This window comes from Amycolatopsis melonis (assembly GCF_040064235.1).
Lineage (GTDB): Bacteria > Actinomycetota > Actinomycetes > Mycobacteriales > Pseudonocardiaceae > Amycolatopsis > Amycolatopsis melonis.
Genome location: NZ_JBDZYD010000024.1, coordinates 23,532 through 39,497, shown reverse-complemented (window position 1 = coordinate 39,497; position 15,966 = coordinate 23,532). Strand labels below are relative to the sequence as shown.

Annotated in this window: 13 protein-coding genes; 11 read left to right on the top strand and 2 right to left on the bottom strand. The window is 70.2% G+C overall.

The window, feature by feature from the left end; genetic code table 11:
- Window positions 1-143 precede the first annotated feature (143 nt).
- From ABJI51_RS42895 to ABJI51_RS42875, 5 genes are all read left to right on the top strand, one after another.
- Window positions 144-1,541 (top strand): FAD-binding oxidoreductase, encoded by a 1,398-nt coding sequence (locus ABJI51_RS42895; RefSeq protein ID WP_348956959.1) that lies wholly within the window; start codon window positions 144-146, stop codon window positions 1,539-1,541.
- An 84-nt stretch (window positions 1,542-1,625) separates the two neighbouring features.
- Complete coding sequence (locus ABJI51_RS42890) at window positions 1,626-2,294, top strand: aspartate/glutamate racemase family protein (RefSeq protein WP_348956958.1); 669 nt, start codon at window positions 1,626-1,628, stop codon at window positions 2,292-2,294.
- A complete protein-coding gene (locus tag ABJI51_RS42885) occupies window positions 2,287-3,576 on the top strand; it encodes an aminotransferase-like domain-containing protein (protein WP_348956957.1) in 1,290 nt (429 codons plus the stop codon). The genes ABJI51_RS42890 and ABJI51_RS42885 overlap by 8 nt, the downstream gene beginning before the upstream one ends.
- A 113-nt stretch (window positions 3,577-3,689) precedes the next feature.
- Window positions 3,690-4,541 (top strand): SCO6745 family protein, encoded by an 852-nt coding sequence (locus tag ABJI51_RS42880; protein ID WP_431605724.1) that lies wholly within the window; start codon window positions 3,690-3,692, stop codon window positions 4,539-4,541.
- A 207-nt stretch (window positions 4,542-4,748) separates the two neighbouring features.
- Complete coding sequence (locus ABJI51_RS42875; RefSeq protein ID WP_348956955.1) at window positions 4,749-5,942, top strand: acyltransferase family protein; 1,194 nt, start codon at window positions 4,749-4,751, stop codon at window positions 5,940-5,942.
- A 484-nt stretch (window positions 5,943-6,426) separates the two neighbouring features.
- On the opposite strand, the gene ABJI51_RS42870 is transcribed toward ABJI51_RS42875, so the two are convergent.
- Entirely contained in the window at window positions 6,427-7,467 is a 1,041-nt protein-coding gene (locus ABJI51_RS42870) for an NAD(P)-dependent alcohol dehydrogenase (protein WP_348956954.1), read from the bottom strand.
- Window positions 7,468-7,712: 245 nt separating this feature from the next.
- Between ABJI51_RS42870 and ABJI51_RS42865 the strand changes: the two genes are divergently transcribed.
- The 6 genes from ABJI51_RS42865 to ABJI51_RS42840 all read left to right on the top strand — a co-directional run bounded on the left by ABJI51_RS42865 (window position 7,713) and on the right by ABJI51_RS42840 (window position 14,559).
- Window positions 7,713-8,792: a DUF2855 family protein gene (locus ABJI51_RS42865; RefSeq protein ID WP_348956953.1), complete on the top strand. Its 1,080-nt coding sequence runs from the start codon at window positions 7,713-7,715 to the stop codon at window positions 8,790-8,792.
- A gap of 175 nt (window positions 8,793-8,967) precedes the next feature.
- Window positions 8,968-10,188 carry a cytochrome P450 family protein gene (locus tag ABJI51_RS42860; protein WP_348956952.1) on the top strand — a complete coding sequence of 407 codons (1,221 nt, stop codon included), beginning with the start codon at window positions 8,968-8,970 and terminating at the stop codon, window positions 10,186-10,188.
- 36 nt (window positions 10,189-10,224) lie between these two features.
- Window positions 10,225-11,022: an alpha/beta fold hydrolase gene (locus ABJI51_RS42855; RefSeq protein ID WP_348956951.1), complete on the top strand. Its 798-nt coding sequence runs from the start codon at window positions 10,225-10,227 to the stop codon at window positions 11,020-11,022.
- A 176-nt stretch (window positions 11,023-11,198) separates the two neighbouring features.
- The gene (locus tag ABJI51_RS42850) at window positions 11,199-11,528 is read left to right on the top strand and encodes a YciI family protein (protein WP_348956950.1); all 330 of its coding nucleotides are present in this window, start codon (window positions 11,199-11,201) and stop codon (window positions 11,526-11,528) included.
- On the top strand, window positions 11,525-12,757 hold the full coding sequence (locus tag ABJI51_RS42845) for an RNA polymerase sigma factor (RefSeq protein ID WP_348956949.1): 1,233 nt from the start codon (window positions 11,525-11,527) through the stop codon (window positions 12,755-12,757). The genes ABJI51_RS42850 and ABJI51_RS42845 overlap by 4 nt, the downstream gene beginning before the upstream one ends.
- A gap of 365 nt (window positions 12,758-13,122) precedes the next feature.
- Window positions 13,123-14,559, top strand: a complete 1,437-nt coding sequence (locus ABJI51_RS42840) for an MFS transporter (protein WP_348956948.1) — start codon at window positions 13,123-13,125, stop codon at window positions 14,557-14,559.
- 149 nt (window positions 14,560-14,708) lie between these two features.
- On the opposite strand, the gene ABJI51_RS42835 is transcribed toward ABJI51_RS42840, so the two are convergent.
- Window positions 14,709-15,938 (bottom strand): HNH endonuclease signature motif containing protein, encoded by a 1,230-nt coding sequence (locus tag ABJI51_RS42835; RefSeq protein ID WP_348956947.1) that lies wholly within the window; start codon window positions 15,936-15,938, stop codon window positions 14,709-14,711.
- Between the last annotated feature and the right edge of the window lie 28 nt (window positions 15,939-15,966).

Genomic DNA, 15,966 nt, shown 5'->3' with positions numbered 1-15,966 from the left:
GGTTGAACCGAACGGAAATGGCGAGACTAGCCGGGAAACCGCACGTTCCACGTCTCTGCCGTTGCCCAGCGGCAGGTCCTCGCGAGTGCCGTTTCGCGCGGGACGCCTGGAGTCCCGCCGGGCGCGCGGTTACGTTGGTCCCCATGGGATCCCCGATCGACGACCTGCTGGCGGCGCTGCCCGCCGGTCGCGTGCTCACCGATCCGGACGTGCTGACCGCCCACGCCCGCGACGAGGCCGACCTATGCGACGCGGGCACGCCGCTGGCCGTCGTGCGCCCGCGCAGCACCGCCGAGGTCGCCGCCGCCGTGCGGGTGGCCGCCGCGCACCGGGTGCCGGTCGTGCCGCAGGGCGCGCGCACCGGGCTGACCGGCGCGGCCAACGCCGTCGACGGCGCCTTCCTCGTGTCGCTGGCCGGGCTGAACCGGATCCTCGAAATCGACCCCGGCGAGCGGATCGCGGTCGTGCAGCCCGGGGTGGTCAACGCCGAGCTGCGCCGGGCCGTGGCCAAGGAGGGGCTGGCCTACCCGCCCGACCCCGGCTCGTGGGAGTCCTCGACGATCGGCGGCAACGTCTCGACCGACGCGGGCGGCATGTGCTGTGTCAAGTACGGCGTCACCGGCGAGTACGTGCTCGGCCTGGAAGTCGTGCTCGCCGACGGCGAGATCCTGCGCTGCGGCCGCCGGACCGTGAAGGGCGTCGCCGGGTACGACCTGACCGGGCTGTTCGTCGGGGCGGAGGGCACGCTCGGGATCATCACCGAGATCACCGTCCGGCTCCGGCCCGCGCCCGCCGAGGCACGGGCACTGGTCGCGGTGTACCCGGCGATGACGGCGGCCGGGCAGGCGGTGTCGGCGATCGTCGCCGCCGGCCACGTGCCGAGCATGCTCGAACTGCTCGACCGCACGCACCTGCGCGCGATCGAGGCCTACCGGCCGATGGGCCTGGACACCGGCGCCGCGGCCATGCTGCTGGCCGCGACCGACACCGGCGACGGGACCGACCTCGCCGCGATCGCCGAATGCTGCCGGGCGGCCGGCGCGAGCGAGCTGTACGTCGCCGGGGACGCGGCCGAGGCCGAGGCGCTGACCGCGGCGCGGCGGCTGGCGCACCCGGCGATGGAACACCTTGCCGCGCAGGCGTTTCCCGGCGGCCGCGGCGGCCTGGTCGTCGACGACGTCGCGGTGCCGCGGTCGCGGGTCGCCGACCTCGTCGCGGGCGTCGAGGAGATCGCGGCCCGGCACGGCGTGCTGGTGGGCGTGGTCGGGCACGCCGGGGACGGGAACCTGCACCCGGTCATCGTCGTGGACCGGGCGGACGAGTCCAGTATGGACAGTGGACGGCAGGTGTTCGACGAGATCATGCGGCTGGGCCTGGCACTGGGCGGCACCTGCACCGGCGAGCACGGCGTCGGCCTGCTCAAGCGGGACTGGCTCGCCCGGGAGATCGGCCCGGTCGGCACGAAGGTCCACCGGGCGCTGAAACGGGCTCTGGACCCCGACGGGATCTTCAACCCCGGCAAGGTGATCGCGCCCGGCTGACCGGCACTCCGGAGGAAGGCAGCGGCCGTCCCGGCTGGAACCATGGGCGGACGAGGACGCCTGGGGACGGAGACGGTGATGATCGTGGACGAGGCAAGACCGGCGGTGGCGGTCATCGCCGGCACGCCGTACGACTCCGGCCTCGGCGCCGAGCTGCTGCGGGCCAAGGGACTGGCGACGGCGCCCTACGCCATGGCAGGCTCGCCGGACGAGCAGGACTCGCTGCAGTACCGGGATCCCGACGCGCTGTCGGCGGCGTTCCACGCCCAGCTCCACGAGCTGCACTCCGAGGGAACCGAGCTGGCGATGCTGTTCTGCAACTCGCTTTCCGCCGTGGTGTACCACGACGCCTCGGCGCTGCCGGTGGTCTCGCCCGTCACCGTCTACCGGGAAGTGTTCCCGCAGCTGCGCTCGTCGCTGGTGATCACCGGGAACGCGCAGGCCGTCGTCGGCGTCGAGCGGGCCGCCTGGGAGGTCAGCCCCGGCCACCGGATGCTCGGCGTGTCGGATCCCGGCCTGGTGCGCGGCATCGAGGCCGGTGACCCGGAAGAGGCCTACACCACCTCGCACCTGCCGACGACGCTGCGCCTGGCGCGGCGGCTCGACCTCGACGCCGTCGTCCTCGCCTGCACGCACTTCACCAGCATCCTGCCGCTGATCACCGCGAGCTGCGACCTGCCCGTCATCGACGTCGGCGCCCGGCTCGTGGACCTGGCGGCGCGGACCGCCACCGGAACGGAGAGCCATGGTTGAGCTGTCCAGGGCCGAGCTGCACGTCTCGGTGTCCGACCCGGTCGCGACCTCGATGAACTTCCTCAACGAGATCGCGGGCCGGTACCCGGACGCGATCTCGCTGGCCGCCGGCCGTCCCTACGACGGGTTCTACTCGACCGAGGACGTGCAGCGGTACTTCGCGTCCTATGTGGACCATCTGAGGGACGGCGGGCTGTCCGAGGAGCAGGTGCGCCGCCTGCTGCTGCAGTACGGCCGGACCAACGGCCAGCTCGGCTCGCTGATCGCCACGATGCTCGAAAAGGACGAGGGCATCATGGTGGCACCGGAATCGGTGATGGTCACGGCGGGCTGCCAGGAGGCGATGATCATCGCGTTGCGGGCGCTGTGCCCTGGCCCCGGCGACGTCGTGCTCGCGGCGGAACCCTGCTACGTCGGGCTGACCGGCGCGGCCCGGATTCTCGGCGTCGACGTCGTGCCCGTGCCGGAGTCGCCCGCCGGGCTCGGCCCGGAGACCGTCGCCGAGGTGGCGCGCGCGGTCCGCGCCGCGGGCAAGCGCCCCCGCGCGCTCTACCTCGTGCCGAACTTCTCGAACCCATCGGGTGTTTCGCTTCCGGTGGCCACCCGCCGCCGTCTGCTCGACGTCGCGGCCGAGCAGGACCTGCTGCTGCTCGAAGACGACCCCTACGGGCTGTTCGGCCTGGACGACGAGCCGCGGCCGACGCTGAAGTCGCTGGACACCGAGGGCCGCGTGCTCTACCTCGGGTCGTTCGCGAAGTCCTGCTTTCCGGGCGCCCGCGTCGGTTTCCTCGTCGCCGACCAGACCGTGGTCGACGCCGAGGGGCGGCGCACCCTGCTCGCCGAGGAGATGTCGGCGGTCAAGAGCATGCTGACGGTCAACACCTCGCCGATTTCCCAGGCGGTCATCGGCGGCGTCCTGGTCGAATCGGGGTGCAGCCTGCGTGCCGCCAACCGGGACAAGGTCGAGTTCTACCGGGACAATCTGCGCACCCTCCTCGCGGCGCTGGAGCGGCATTTCCCGCGGTCGCCGAGCGGGGAGGACGCCGTGCGGTGGAACGTGCCGCGCGGGGGATTCTTCGCCGTCGTCGCCCTGCCGTTCGAGGCCGACGAGAAACTGCTCGAAATCTCCGCGGAACAGTTCGGTGTGCTGTGGACACCGATGCGGTTCTTCTACTCCGACGGCGGCGCCAACGCGCTCCGGCTGTCCTGCAGCTACCTGAAGGCGGAACAGATCGCCGAAGGCGTGCACCGGCTGTCCCGGCTGGTCGCGGCCGCCGCCTGAGGGCCGTCTTCTTCCTGCGTGCCTTTTTGCGGATCCCGTGCGAGGCACCCGGCCTGGTCTCGTATTTGCCGCCCGATCCGGCGCCTTGTCGGCGGCAGGCGATCGGAGTAATGATGTCCGGCATGACAAAAACCGCCCGTCGCATGTTCGAGCTCCTGGAGCCGATCTGCCTGGTCACCTTCCTGGCTGACGAGTGCAACGAGGAACTGGCCAAGCTCGGTCACCGCACCTACTGGGACGGCTATTTCGCCAGCCGTGCCGCTCCGCTGGGGCGGGTGCCGGCACAGGTCGTGCACGCGGCGTTCTACAGCTTCACCCCGGCGGAGGCCGCGCGGCACATCCCGAGCGCGTGGGAGACGATCCCGCCCGAGGCGTCCCTCGCGGCGCGGGAGCGGGGCAGTGCCGCGTCCCTGCGGCGCATCCTCGGCGACGAGCTGGCCGGTTCCCCCGGCCTGGCACGCGCGGCCGAGCTGCTCACCAAGGCCGCGACGAGCGCGCCGACCGAAGGCCGCGTGATGTACGCGGGACTGCGCGCCGTCCCGGTGCCGGAGGAACCGGTCGCCCGGCTGTGGCACTCGGCGAACATGCTGCGCGAGCACCGCTGCGACGGGCATGTCGCCGCACTCGTCGGCGCCCGCATCGGCGGCATCGCGGCCCACCTGTTCGCCGCGCTGGCACAGGGCGTCCACCCGCCGGAGACCTACGGGCGCGTCGGCCACCTGCCGAAGAAACGGCTCGACGCGGTACTGGCCGACCTCCGCGAGCGTGGGCTCATCGACGCCGGCAGCCGGTTCACCGACGCCGGCCGGGAAACCCGGCAACGCATCGAGAACCTCACCGACGAGCTGGCCGCCGCGCCGTACGAGACCCTTTCCGCCGCCGAGCTCGACGAGCTGATCACCGAGCTGGAACCGATCACCGCGAAGCTCGTGGCCGCCGGGATGCCGGTGCCGGGCAGCGACTGACCATCCGTGTCCTGAAACGGCAAGCCCCTTTCCCGAACGCCCGGGGCTTGTCGTTTCCTGCTGCGGTTCTTCCGCTTTTCCGGCGCATCACCGACGGCGCCGGTGCGGGTACCGTACGTTGGCATTTCTGGAAGGCGTCCGCGTGCGTCCGATCGTGCGAAACTCCTGAAGCTGCCCACCACGAAAGCAGGAACAGGGAGTAGGACAATGTCGCACGAAGCAATCCAATCCCGCTCGGGGCCCGCCCCGGCGAGAAATCTCGCCCCGCGTCTGCCGTCGCTCACCGGATTGCGTTTCGTCGCGGCCGTGATGGTTTTCGCCTTTCACGCGGTCGCGCTGAACCCCTACGCCTCGCAGAGCGCCCAGACCGTCACGAACACGCTGTTCGGCGTCGGCGGCTTCACCGGGGTGACCTTCTTCTTCATCCTCAGCGGCTTCGTCCTGACCTGCGCGGTGCGGCCGCGGGACACCACGGTGCGGTTCTGGCGGCGCCGGTTCTTCAAGATCTACCCCAACCACCTGCTCACGTTCGGGGCGGCGCTGCTCCTGCTGACGGTGATCACCGGCCAGGGCGGGGTCCGGTTCTCCGACGGGCTGCTGAACGTGCTGCTGCTGCAGAGCTGGAGCACCACCCTCGAGGTCCGCACGAGCTTCAACCCGGTCGCCTGGTCCCTGTCCTGCGAGCTGCTCTTCTACCTCCTCTTCCCGCTCATCATCAAGCTGGTCAACAAGGTCCGGCCGGAGCGGCTGTGGCTCTGGACGATCCTGTCCGCCGCCTCGGTGCTGGCCCTGCCGGTCGTCGCCGGCGTGCTGCCGGCCGGCACGATGCTGCCGTTCGGCTTCAGCGACATGCAGCTGTACTACGTCTTCCACTGCCCGGCGGGCCAGCTGCTGACGTTCGTCTTCGGCATGTTCCTGGCCAAGGTGGTGCTCGCCGGACGGCGCCTCCCGCTGAAGCTCGGCGGCGCGGTCGCACTGACCGTCACCGCCTACTTCGTGACACCGCTGTTCGGCGCGCTCTTCCAGTTCGGCGCGCTGATGGCGATCCCGCTCGGCCTGCTCATCGCCGCCGCGGCGGTCGCCGACCGCGACCGCGTGAAGACGTTCATGGGCAACCGGCTGATGGTGTGGCTCGGCGAGATCTCGTTCGCCTTCTACCTGTGGCACTACTTCGTCCTCGTGGCCGGCCACCACTGGCTGGGCCAGGGCGAGAACTGGAGCACGCTGACCTCGGCCGCGGTGGAGGTCCTGCTGTTCGCGGTGTCCCTGGTACTGGCCTGGCTGACGTTCAAGCTGGTCGAGCAGCCCATCATGAAGCGGTTCGCCTCACCACGCCGCAAGCTGGCCCCGGCCACGGTGACCGCCGTCCCGTCCGGCGGCCAGGCCGACCGGGCCGCCTGATCCAGAACCGAAGGGCACCTTCCTTGCGCCAGCCGCGAGGAAGGTGCCCTTCGCTGCGTCCTCGAAGCTCGGGTAGCAGGTCTGCCGCAGGTTGTCGTGAGTGGTAATTCGCGTTCTATTGAGGGGTAAGCCAAAGGTGGCGCGACGGCGTGTTCTCGGGCGATGGTCACCTGCCGATGTCCACATAGGACACGAGGGTGAGTCGAGATGCCCGCTTTTGGGCGATTTGCGCTATTTCAAGTGAGGGTCGTGAGTGGTAACTAGGGTTAGAACCCTCATTACCACTCACGACCCCTCCCTGCGGCGGCCCCGGCTCCGGTGGGCTGAAAGGCGCTTTCGTCTCATGAGGTGCGGTGAAAGGGACTTTTGTCGCACCAGATGCCAGGAACGTCCCTTTCAGCACGCGGTCTTCACGCGGCGGCCATGCAACGGCCGAGCGGCCTGCCACCTCAGGGGCAGGTCGCTCGGCCGTGGGGAACCGCGATCAGGAAAGCGTGCCGGTGTCGATGACGAAGCGGTAGCGGACGTCGGACGCCAGGACCCGGTCGTAGGCGTCGTTGATTCCGGCGGGCTCGATGACCTCGACGTCGGCGGTGATGTCGTGGGCGGCGCAGAAGTCGAGCATCTCCTGGGTCTCGGCGATGCCGCCGAACAGGGAACCGGCCACCGTCTTGCGGCCCATGATGAGCGAGAACGCCGGCAGCACAAGGGGTTCGGCGGGGATGCCGACGTTGACCAGGGTGCCGCCCGGTGCCAGCAAGGACAGCAGCGTCGGCAGGTCGGGCGGTGCCGTCACGGTGCTGATCAGGATGTCGAACCGGCCCGCGAGTCCCGCGAGGGCCTCGGCGTCGCCGGTCGCGTGGAACGCCGTCGCGCCGAGCCGCAGGCCGTCCTCGAGCTTCTTCAACGTCTGGGACAGCACCGTCACCTCCGCGCCCATCGCCACGGCGAGCTTGACGCCGACGTGGCCGAGGCCGCCGAGCCCGAGCACCGCCACCTTCTTGCCGGGGCCGGCGCCGTAGCGGCGCAACGGGGAGTACATCGTGACGCCGGCGCACAGCAGCGGTGCGGCGCCGGCCGGGTCGAGTCCCTCCGGGACGCGCAGGACGAAGTTCTGGCCGACCACGATCTTCCCCGAGTAGCCGCCCTGGGTGACGGTGCCGTCGGCGTCGGTGCCGGCGTAGGTGCCGACCATGCCCGCGCAGTCCTGTTCCTGGCCTGCCTGGCAGCTCCCGCACTCGCCGCAGGAACGGACCATGCAGCCGACCCCGACCCGGTCTCCCGGCGAGAACCGCGTCACGTCGGCGCCGACCTCCACCACGGTCCCGATGATCTCGTGGCCGGGCACCAGCGGGTACGGCTGCGGCCCCCACTCGCCGCGCACGTGGTGGATGTCGGTGTGGCAGATCCCGCAGTACGCCACGTCGATCAGGACGTCCTGCGCCCCGACGTCCCGCCGGGTGATCGTCGCTGCCCCGAGGGGGGCGCCCTCGGCCGGGGCGGCAAAAGCGTCAGTGGTGAACAAGGCTCAGCACTCTCCTCACGGGGCTCGTGAAACCAGCAGCACCTCCGAGTCAACCAGCGCCGCCCCCGCACCCACGTATCCCACGTTGCCGAACCGCCAACTGCGCACGCGGACCGGGCCGCAACGAGGAAGTTGCCGGGGTGCGCGGCCGTCGCGAAGCTGTCTGCGTGACCGATCGGGTCCACCCCCTTCGTGCGGGATGCCAAGCCGGCGAAGGAAAACCCCACTGACGCGAAGGGGGCGCAGTGCCCACGCGAGAAAACTGGGAAGTGCTGGTCAAGCGCGACGACATCACCGCGACCGAGATCCGGGTCCCGGAGCCTGCCGCGCTGCAGCCCGGCGAAGTCCGGCTCGAAGTCGAGAGGTTCGGTCTCACCGCCAACAACGTCAGCTACGCGAAGTTCGGCGCCGGGAACCTCATCGCCTTCTGGAACGCCTTTCCCGCCCCGCCGGAGTACGGCCGTGTGCCGGTCTGGGCCTTCGTGCGCGTCGCGGAGTCCCGCAACGACGCCATCGCGGTCGGCAGCCGCTACTTCGGGTACGTGCCGATGGCGAGCCACCACACCGTGCAGGCGCAGGTCACGCCGCGCGGTTTCCTGGACACCTCGCCCGAACGCGGTTTCCTGCACCCGTGGTACCTGACCTTCCAGAGCGTCGGCGAACCGGACGAGCTGGACGACTTCCGTGCCCTCATGCGCCCGGTGTTCCCGGCTTCCTTCACCCTCGCCGACCTCGTCGAGCGGCAGGCCGCGCAGGGCGCGAAGTCGCTGATCGTCACCAGCGCCTCCTGCAAGACGGCGATCGGGCTGGCCGAGGAGCTGCGGGCGCGGCAGACCGGGATCGCGACCGTGGGCATCACGTCCGCGGACAAGAAGGCGTTCGTCGAAAGCCTCGGCGTCTACGGCGAAGTCGCCACCTACGACGCGTTCGAGTCGGCAGGCGTGACGGCACCGGCCGTCCTCGTCGACTTCACCGGCTCGGCCAAGGTGCTCCACGCGGTGTACGCGCAGTTCGCGCCGTCGCTGACCCAGGGCGTCCTCATCGGGTTCAACCACCCGGAGCCGGGGGAGCAGGCCCCGGCCGGGCTGCCCGACCCGCAGCCGGAGCTCTTCTTCACGCCGATGGTCGAAGACCACACGATCGGCGAGGAGGGCGCGGACGCCTACTACGCCCGCTACCACGAGGCGGAAACCCGGTACCTGCGGAGCATGGCGTCCTGGCTCACCATCCGGCACGGGCAGGGACCCGCCGCCGTGGCCGACGCGTTCCGCAGTCTCGCGACGGGAACCCAGGCACCGGACGAAGGCCGCGTCCTGACCCCGTGACCCGCCCCCCCGGAACCGGCGACGCCTCACGAAGGCGTCGCCGGTTTTCCATGGGGAGCGCAGCATCCGAGACGCCCGGAGCGCGGACGGCGCGGATGATGAATGGGGCTTCCTGTACCGGGACCAAGCACCAATCCCGATCTTTTCCGGTGTCGCCGGCAGTGTGGAGTGAGAAATGGAAATGTGCCCGTACGTCCTCGACCGGAGCGGCAGCGATCTGCACGGGGAGAACAAGAACCTGCGTGCCCGCGGCCCGGTCACCCGCGTCGAACTGCACGGCGGTTACACCGCCTGGTCGGTGACGGGGTACGAAGAGGCGAAGCAGCTGCTCGTCGACCCGCGGATCGCGAAGAACACCAAGGACAACTGGCCGGAGTTTCAGGCGGGCCGGGTGCCGCAGGACTGGGAGCTGTTCACCTGGGTCGCGATGGACAACATGCAGACCCGCGACGGCGCGGAGCACGACCGGCTGCGCAAGCTCGTCGCGAAGGCGTTCACCAGCCGCCAGGTGGCGAAGTCCCGGCCGATCATCGAAGGCATCGTGAACCGCCTCCTCGACGATCTCGCGACGGTGCCCGCCGACGAGGTGGTCGACATCAAGGGCCGGTTCTTCTACCCGCTGTCGACCATTCTCGTCTGCGACCTGCTGGGCATCCGCGAAGAGGACCAGGCGGCCATGCTGCAGGGCGCCCAGGTGAACGCCAAGACCGACAACACCGCCGAGGAGTCCGAAGCCAACCTCCACCAGTGGCACGAGGCACTCGGCAGGCTGGTCGAGACCAAGCGGCGCGAGCCGGGCGACGACCTCACCACCATCATCATCAAGGCGACCGAGGACAACGAGGCGCCGCTGACCGACGAGGAGGTCGTCGGGTCGGTGCACCTGCTCATCGGCGGGGGCACCGAAACCACGGCCAACGTCCTGTGCCACACGGTCGTCGACCTGCTCACCCACCCCGACCAGCTCGCCGCGATCCTGTCCGGCGAAGCGAGCTGGGAAGCGGCGTGGGACGAGGAGGTCCGCAAGGACGGTGCCGTCGGCTCGATGCCGTTCCGCTGCGCGCTCGAGGACATCGAGATCGGCGGGGTGACCATCGCCAAGGGCGACCTGGTGCTGATCAACTACCTGGCGGCCGGGCGCGACCCGGCGAAGTACGGCGACACCGCCGACGAGTTCGACATCACGCGTGAGGACAAGAGCAGCCTCGGCTTCGGGTTCGGGCGGCACCGCTGCCTCGGCCCGGCACTGGCCACCATGGAGGCGCTGGTCGCGCTGCCTGCGCTGTTCGAGCGGTTTCCCGACCTCAAGCTGGCCGTCCCGGCCGCCGAGCTCAAGCCCGCGCCGACGTTCATCTTCAACGGGTACGCGGAAGTCCCGCTGTTGCTGAAGGGCTGAAGCGCCCGAAGGAAGGAAACTTCGATGCAGGCCGTCGTGGGTACCAGACCACTGTGCAGCAGGCTCAGCTCCGGGGACGGGGCGGCCATCCTGGTTGCCGACTTCCAGCCGCTCACCGCGGCGCCGCGGCTGAGCAAGCTGGTCAGCGAAGCGGCCGCCGGGCACCCGGTCCACCAGGTGGATCCGCGCGGCGCGCTGTCCGGCGAGCGGCTGTACGCCGAGCTGCCGGAGCTGGCCGCCGAGACCGCGGCCACCTTCCGGGCAGGCGAGCCGGCCGCGGCGAGCGGCAGTCCGGTGTTCGTCGTGGGCCACTGCAGTGCCGCGGCGCTGGCCCTGCAGATTGCCGACAGGCTGGCCGGGCCGCGGGAGGTCACCGCCATCCTGGTGCAGCCGACCTGGCCAGGCACCGACCACGTCACCGAGCGGTTCGCCGAGTTCCAGGGCAAGCTGGGCCTGGGCAGCGGGCCCTGCCCCGACCTGGACGGCGACCCGTGGTCGTGCGTCGCCGGGATGGAGCAGCTCATGAACGAGGGGCTGGCGGGGCTGACGAAGCGGCTCGGGCTCACCAAGGCCCCGCTGGCCTTCTCCGAGCTGCAGGTGTCCTACCGGACCTGGCTGGCGTTCCTGCTGGCCTGCCGCAACGACCAGCCGGTGAAGGTGCCCGCCGAGGCGGTCGCGGTCTCGGTGCTGACCGACGATCCCGGCTTCGTCCTCCCGGGTACCGGGCCGGGGCGGTGCCGGATCACCCCGCCGCCGCCCGCGGAACGGCCCGACGCGGTGACACCGGAACTGGCCAAGCACGTACTGGACCAGGTGAACAGTTATTCCGGATGAACTCGTCCGGGTGAAATCCACCGAGGCGCTTCCCGTCCCATCCGGACGGGGAGCGCCTTTGTGCTGTGTCCGTGCTGTGTCTGTGCTGTACCCGGGGGTGCGGGCCGCGTGCGGTGCCGGAACGCGGCAGTGGCATTCTGGCTGTCCGCCGTCCTGACACCGAGGAGATGGTGCGGATGCAGTACCTGCTTTCCGTGATCGACGACGAGAACAGCGTGGCCGACCCGGACGAGGACGCCGCGATCGACGTGTTCAACGACCGGCTGCGGGCCGACGGATACTGGGTCTTCGCCGGCGGGCTCGGGGCACCGGTGAACGCCACCGTCGTCGACAACCGGGGCGCGGAGGCCGTGGTCACCGACGGGCCGTTCGTGGAGTCCAAGGAGTACCTCATCGGGTTCTGGATCATCGAGGCGCCCGACCTCGACGTCGCGCTGAAGCTCGCGACCGAGGGATCGAAGGCCTGCAACCGCAAGATCGAGGTCCGGCCGTTCCTGGACGAGTGACCGCGCCCGACGCGATCACCCGTGCCCACCGCGACGAGTGGGCCCGCGTGGTCGCCGCACTGGCCCGGCGCTTCGGCGACCTGGACCTCGCCGAGGAGGCGGCGGCCGAGGCGTTCGCGACCGCCGTCGAACGCTGGCTCGCCGACGGCGTGCCGCCCAATCCCGGCGCGTGGCTGACCACCACGGCGAGCCGCAAGGCCATCGACCGGATCCGGCGCGAGAACAAGCGGGACGACAAGCAGCGGGAAGCCCTGCTGGCGTTCGACGACAGCCCACCCGAGCCCGCCGGCGCGATCGACGACGACCGGCTGCGGCTGATCTTCACCTGCTGCCACCCGGCCCTGTCGACGGAAGCCCGCGTGGCGCTGACGCTGCGCATGGTCGGCGGGCTCACCATGCCCGAGATCGCCCGCGCCTTCCTGGTCTCCGAAAGCACCATGGGACAGCGGATCACCCGCGCGAAGGCGAAGATCAAGGCGGCGCGCATCCCGTACCGGGTGCCGTCCGCGGAAGACCTCCCGGCCCGCGTGTCCGGCGTGCTCGCCGTCCTGTTCCTCGTGTTCAACGAGGGCTACCTGGCCACCGGCCCGGACACCGACCCGGTACGGCAGGACCTGACGGCGGAGGCGATCCGGCTCACCCGCCTGCTGCACGGCCTCCTGCCTGCCGACGGCGAGGTGTCCGGCCTGCTGGCGCTGATGTTGCTGACCGAAGCCCGCCGCCCGGCCCGGCTGTCCGTCAGCGGCGAACTGGTGCCCCTGGCCGAGCAGGACCGCGGAGCATGGGACGCGGCGCTGATCCGCGAGGGCCACCGCCTGGTCCGCGAGCGCCTCGCCGCGGCGGCGGCCGGAGCGACCCCGGGCCGCTACCAGATCCTGGCGGCGATCAACGCGGTGCACACTTCGGCTCGCGACATCCGCGACACCGACTGGTCCCAGATTTTGGCTCTCTACGACCAGCTGGCCCGGATAGACCCGTCGCCGACGGTCGCCCTCAACCGAGCGATCGCCCTGGCCGAGCTGGACGGCCCGGACGTGGCACTGGCAGCGGTCAACCGCCTCGAGAAGGCACTGGACGGCTATCACGCCTACCACGCGACCCGCGCGGACCTCCTGCGCCGGATCGGCCATCACCGCCAGGCGCGGGAGGCTTATGACCGGGCGATCGAGCTGGCGGGCAATACTGCGGAAACTGCTGCGCTGGCCCGGCGTCGCGACGAGCTGGGCTAGTTCGGCGTATTTCCGGGCCGCGTCGGCCATCACCGCTTGGCGCGCGAGGCTTTCGACCGGGCGATCGAGTTGGCGGGCAACGCTGCGGAAACCGTTGCGCTGACCCGGCGTCGCGACGAGCTGGGCCAGGCTCCGCGCATTTTCCTTGCGATTGCCTGGCCGCGCCGGGGGTGGAGCACTTTGGGAGGTGCGTCCGGTCGCGGAACTGCGTCACCATTCGGCAGCGGACAGCAACTGTCTGGTCACGCCTGCAGTTCTCGGAAAATCTCGGAGGCGGTGTCGGATCGGCGCAGGGGCGTTCGTAGCAAGAAGGAGGAGGCCGCCCAGGAGGGGCGCCCCGACCGAGCCGAGAAGGATGTTTTCCCATGACTACCTCGACGGAGCCGGGCGCGGTCACCACACGCCGCTCCAGCCGCCTGATGTGGGCGATTCTGGCGCTGGTGCTGCTTGCCGACGCTCTCGACGTGATCGACGGCACGATCACGAACATCGCCGCTCCCACCATCGCCGGCGACCTCGGCGGTGGTGAAATCCTGATCAAGTGGGTCGGGCCGGCCTACATGCTCGCCATGGGTGTGCTGCTCGTGGTCGGCGGACGGCTCGGGGACAAGTTCGGCCAGCGCAGAATGTTCCTGATCGGACTGGGCGGGTTCACCCTCGCCTCGGCGATCGCCGGCTTCTCGTTCGACCCGACGGTGCTCATCGTCGCGCGGGTCGTGCAGGGAGCGTTCGGGGCGCTGCTCATCCCGCAGGGCATGGCGATCATGACCAAGGCGTTCGACCAGCAGATGCTGGGCAAGGCGTTCAGCCTGTTCGCGCCCGTGCTCGGCCTGTCCAGCATCGGCGGCCCGGTCCTGGCCGGCTTCATCATCAGCGCCGACTGGTTCGGCCTGTCCTGGCGCCCGATCTTCCTCATCAACCTGATCCTCGGCGTCATCGGTCTGGTCGTGGGCGCGAAGATCCTGCCGCGTGACGACAGCGCCGACCGGTCGGCCACCGTCGACGGCCGGGCGTCCGGCCTCCTCGCGGTCACCATGCTGGGCCTGCTGTACGGCCTGATCGAGGGCTCGACCAACGGCTGGGGCGTCATCCCGATCGCCTCGATCGTCGTCGGCGTCCTGTTCTTCGCGGCCTTCGCCCACCGTCAGCGCACGGCGGCCGAGCCGCTCATCACGCCGTCGCTGATGAAGAACCGCGGGTTCACCTCCGGCCTGCTGGTGTGCCTGGTCGCGGTCGCGGCAGGCAGCGGCCTGCTGTTCGTGCTGTCCCTGTTCCTCCAGGAGGGTCTGCACGTCAGCCCGCGCTACACGTCGCTCGGCCTGGTCCCGCTCACCGCGGGCCTGTTCCTCGCCGGGTTCGCCACGATGATGCGCGGCCTGATCCCCAAGTACGGCCGCCGTCTGGTGTTCATCGGTCTCGGCATCGACATCGTCGGCTGCGGGCTGGTCCTGGCCCTCGTCGAGGCTTTCGGCACGGACGTGAGCCTCTGGGTCCTGGCCCCGGCGTTCCTGGTCATCGGCGTCGGCATCGGCCTCAGCTTCGCCACGATCCCGACGGTCGCCCTCGGCGACGCAAAGCCCGAGGAGGCCGGCAGCGCAAGCGGCTCGTTCAGCTCGATCCAGCAGCTCGCCTCGGCCATCGGCTCGGCCGCGGTCACGTCGGTCTTCTTCCAGGCGGCAGCGTCCGGAATGGCCCACGCGATGGAGGTCACGCTGATCGTCGTGCTCGGCCTGACGGTCCTCAGCCTCCCGGTGGTGGCCCTGATGCCCCGCAAGGCACCGGCGGGCCCGCCCGCTGAATGACCCGGCCCAGCCCGGCACGGCCGGCCGAAGGGGTTCCCCACCCCGTCGGCCGGCCGTTTCATTCGTCCACTGTGGATGATGGGACGGCGGCCGAGGTCTTGAGCGCGTGGGTGTAGGCCCGTAGCCAGTTGGCTGCGGGCCCGTCCCCGTCACGCTGCGAATGGCAGCGGTTCGTGGAGGTTGTTTCGCCGGGGTTTCCGGCGCCGATCCAGCCAGGTCGGTGGCAGGAACTCCGGTAACCCATCGGCCGCGATCCGCACTTCCCACCCCGACCGATGCAACAGCCGATGGTGGTGGGCACACATCAGCACCAGGTTGCCCAGTTCGGTGGGTCCGCCTTCGGACCAGTGCCGGATGTGGTGGCCCTGGCAGTGCCGTGGTGGTCGATGGCAGCCCGGGAAGGCGCATCCCCGGTCGCGCAGGTACAGGGCTCGGCGGATGCCGGGTGGGACCAGGCGTCGGAGGCGTCCGACGTCGAGGGGTTCGCTGTGGCTGCCCAGGACCGCGGGGATGACCATGCAGTCGCAGGCGTGCAGCCGTGCCTCGGCGGCGGAGATGGTTCCGGTGTCGCCGAGGAGGGCTTTGCCGATGCCGGTCTTCAAGTCTTCCAGGGAGATCGCGACCATCACGTGCGTGCGTTCCCCGGCCTGCATGGGGAGTTCGGGGGAGTTGGCGGCGAGGTCGATGGCGTCGGAGAAGGCATCGCCGTAGCGTTCCAGTGGGGAGCGGAGGTCGGGGCCTTCGTCGGTGCTGCGGCGCTGGGCGAGGGCATCCAGCACCGCGCTCGCGCGGGTTCCGGTCTCGTCATCGAACCGGCCGTGTAGCTCCCACACCCCGGATCTCTTGCGCCGCAACGACAACTCTCGATCCGGCCGGGCAGGTTCGGTTTCCTGAGGGGGCTGGCCGTCGGGATGGAGGTGGGCCAGGATCCGCGCACCGAGGACGGCGACCTGCTTGTGCCCGGCATCGGCAGCAAACCCCAGCAGATCCTGCTCAACCTGATCCCGGTGCTCAAGAGGAGTATCCCGCAGCACACCGACGATCGTGTCGATCATCGGGTTGCTCAACCGCCCCTCCCCAGCCGCAACAGCGGTCGCAGGAGCAAGCGGAGGAATCGGCGTGCCATCAAGGCCAAGCCCGGGATGAAGCTGCCGAGCCCGCTTCATCAGAACCTCGGCAGCCTGCCGTGGCAGGTCGGCGAGATGCTCCAGAAACCGCGCCACAGAACGGTATCCGAACATCTCCATGACCCCACGCTGCTCAATCCCCACAGCCACAGCACCGATCGCCGCTTCACAGGACCGCATGAGCGCGAACAGCTCACCAAGGAGGTCGGCAAGGGCCTCCGGTTCGGCGTTCCACACAGCGTTGGTGGTCATGACCCCAGAGTGCCCGGCAATCGAACAC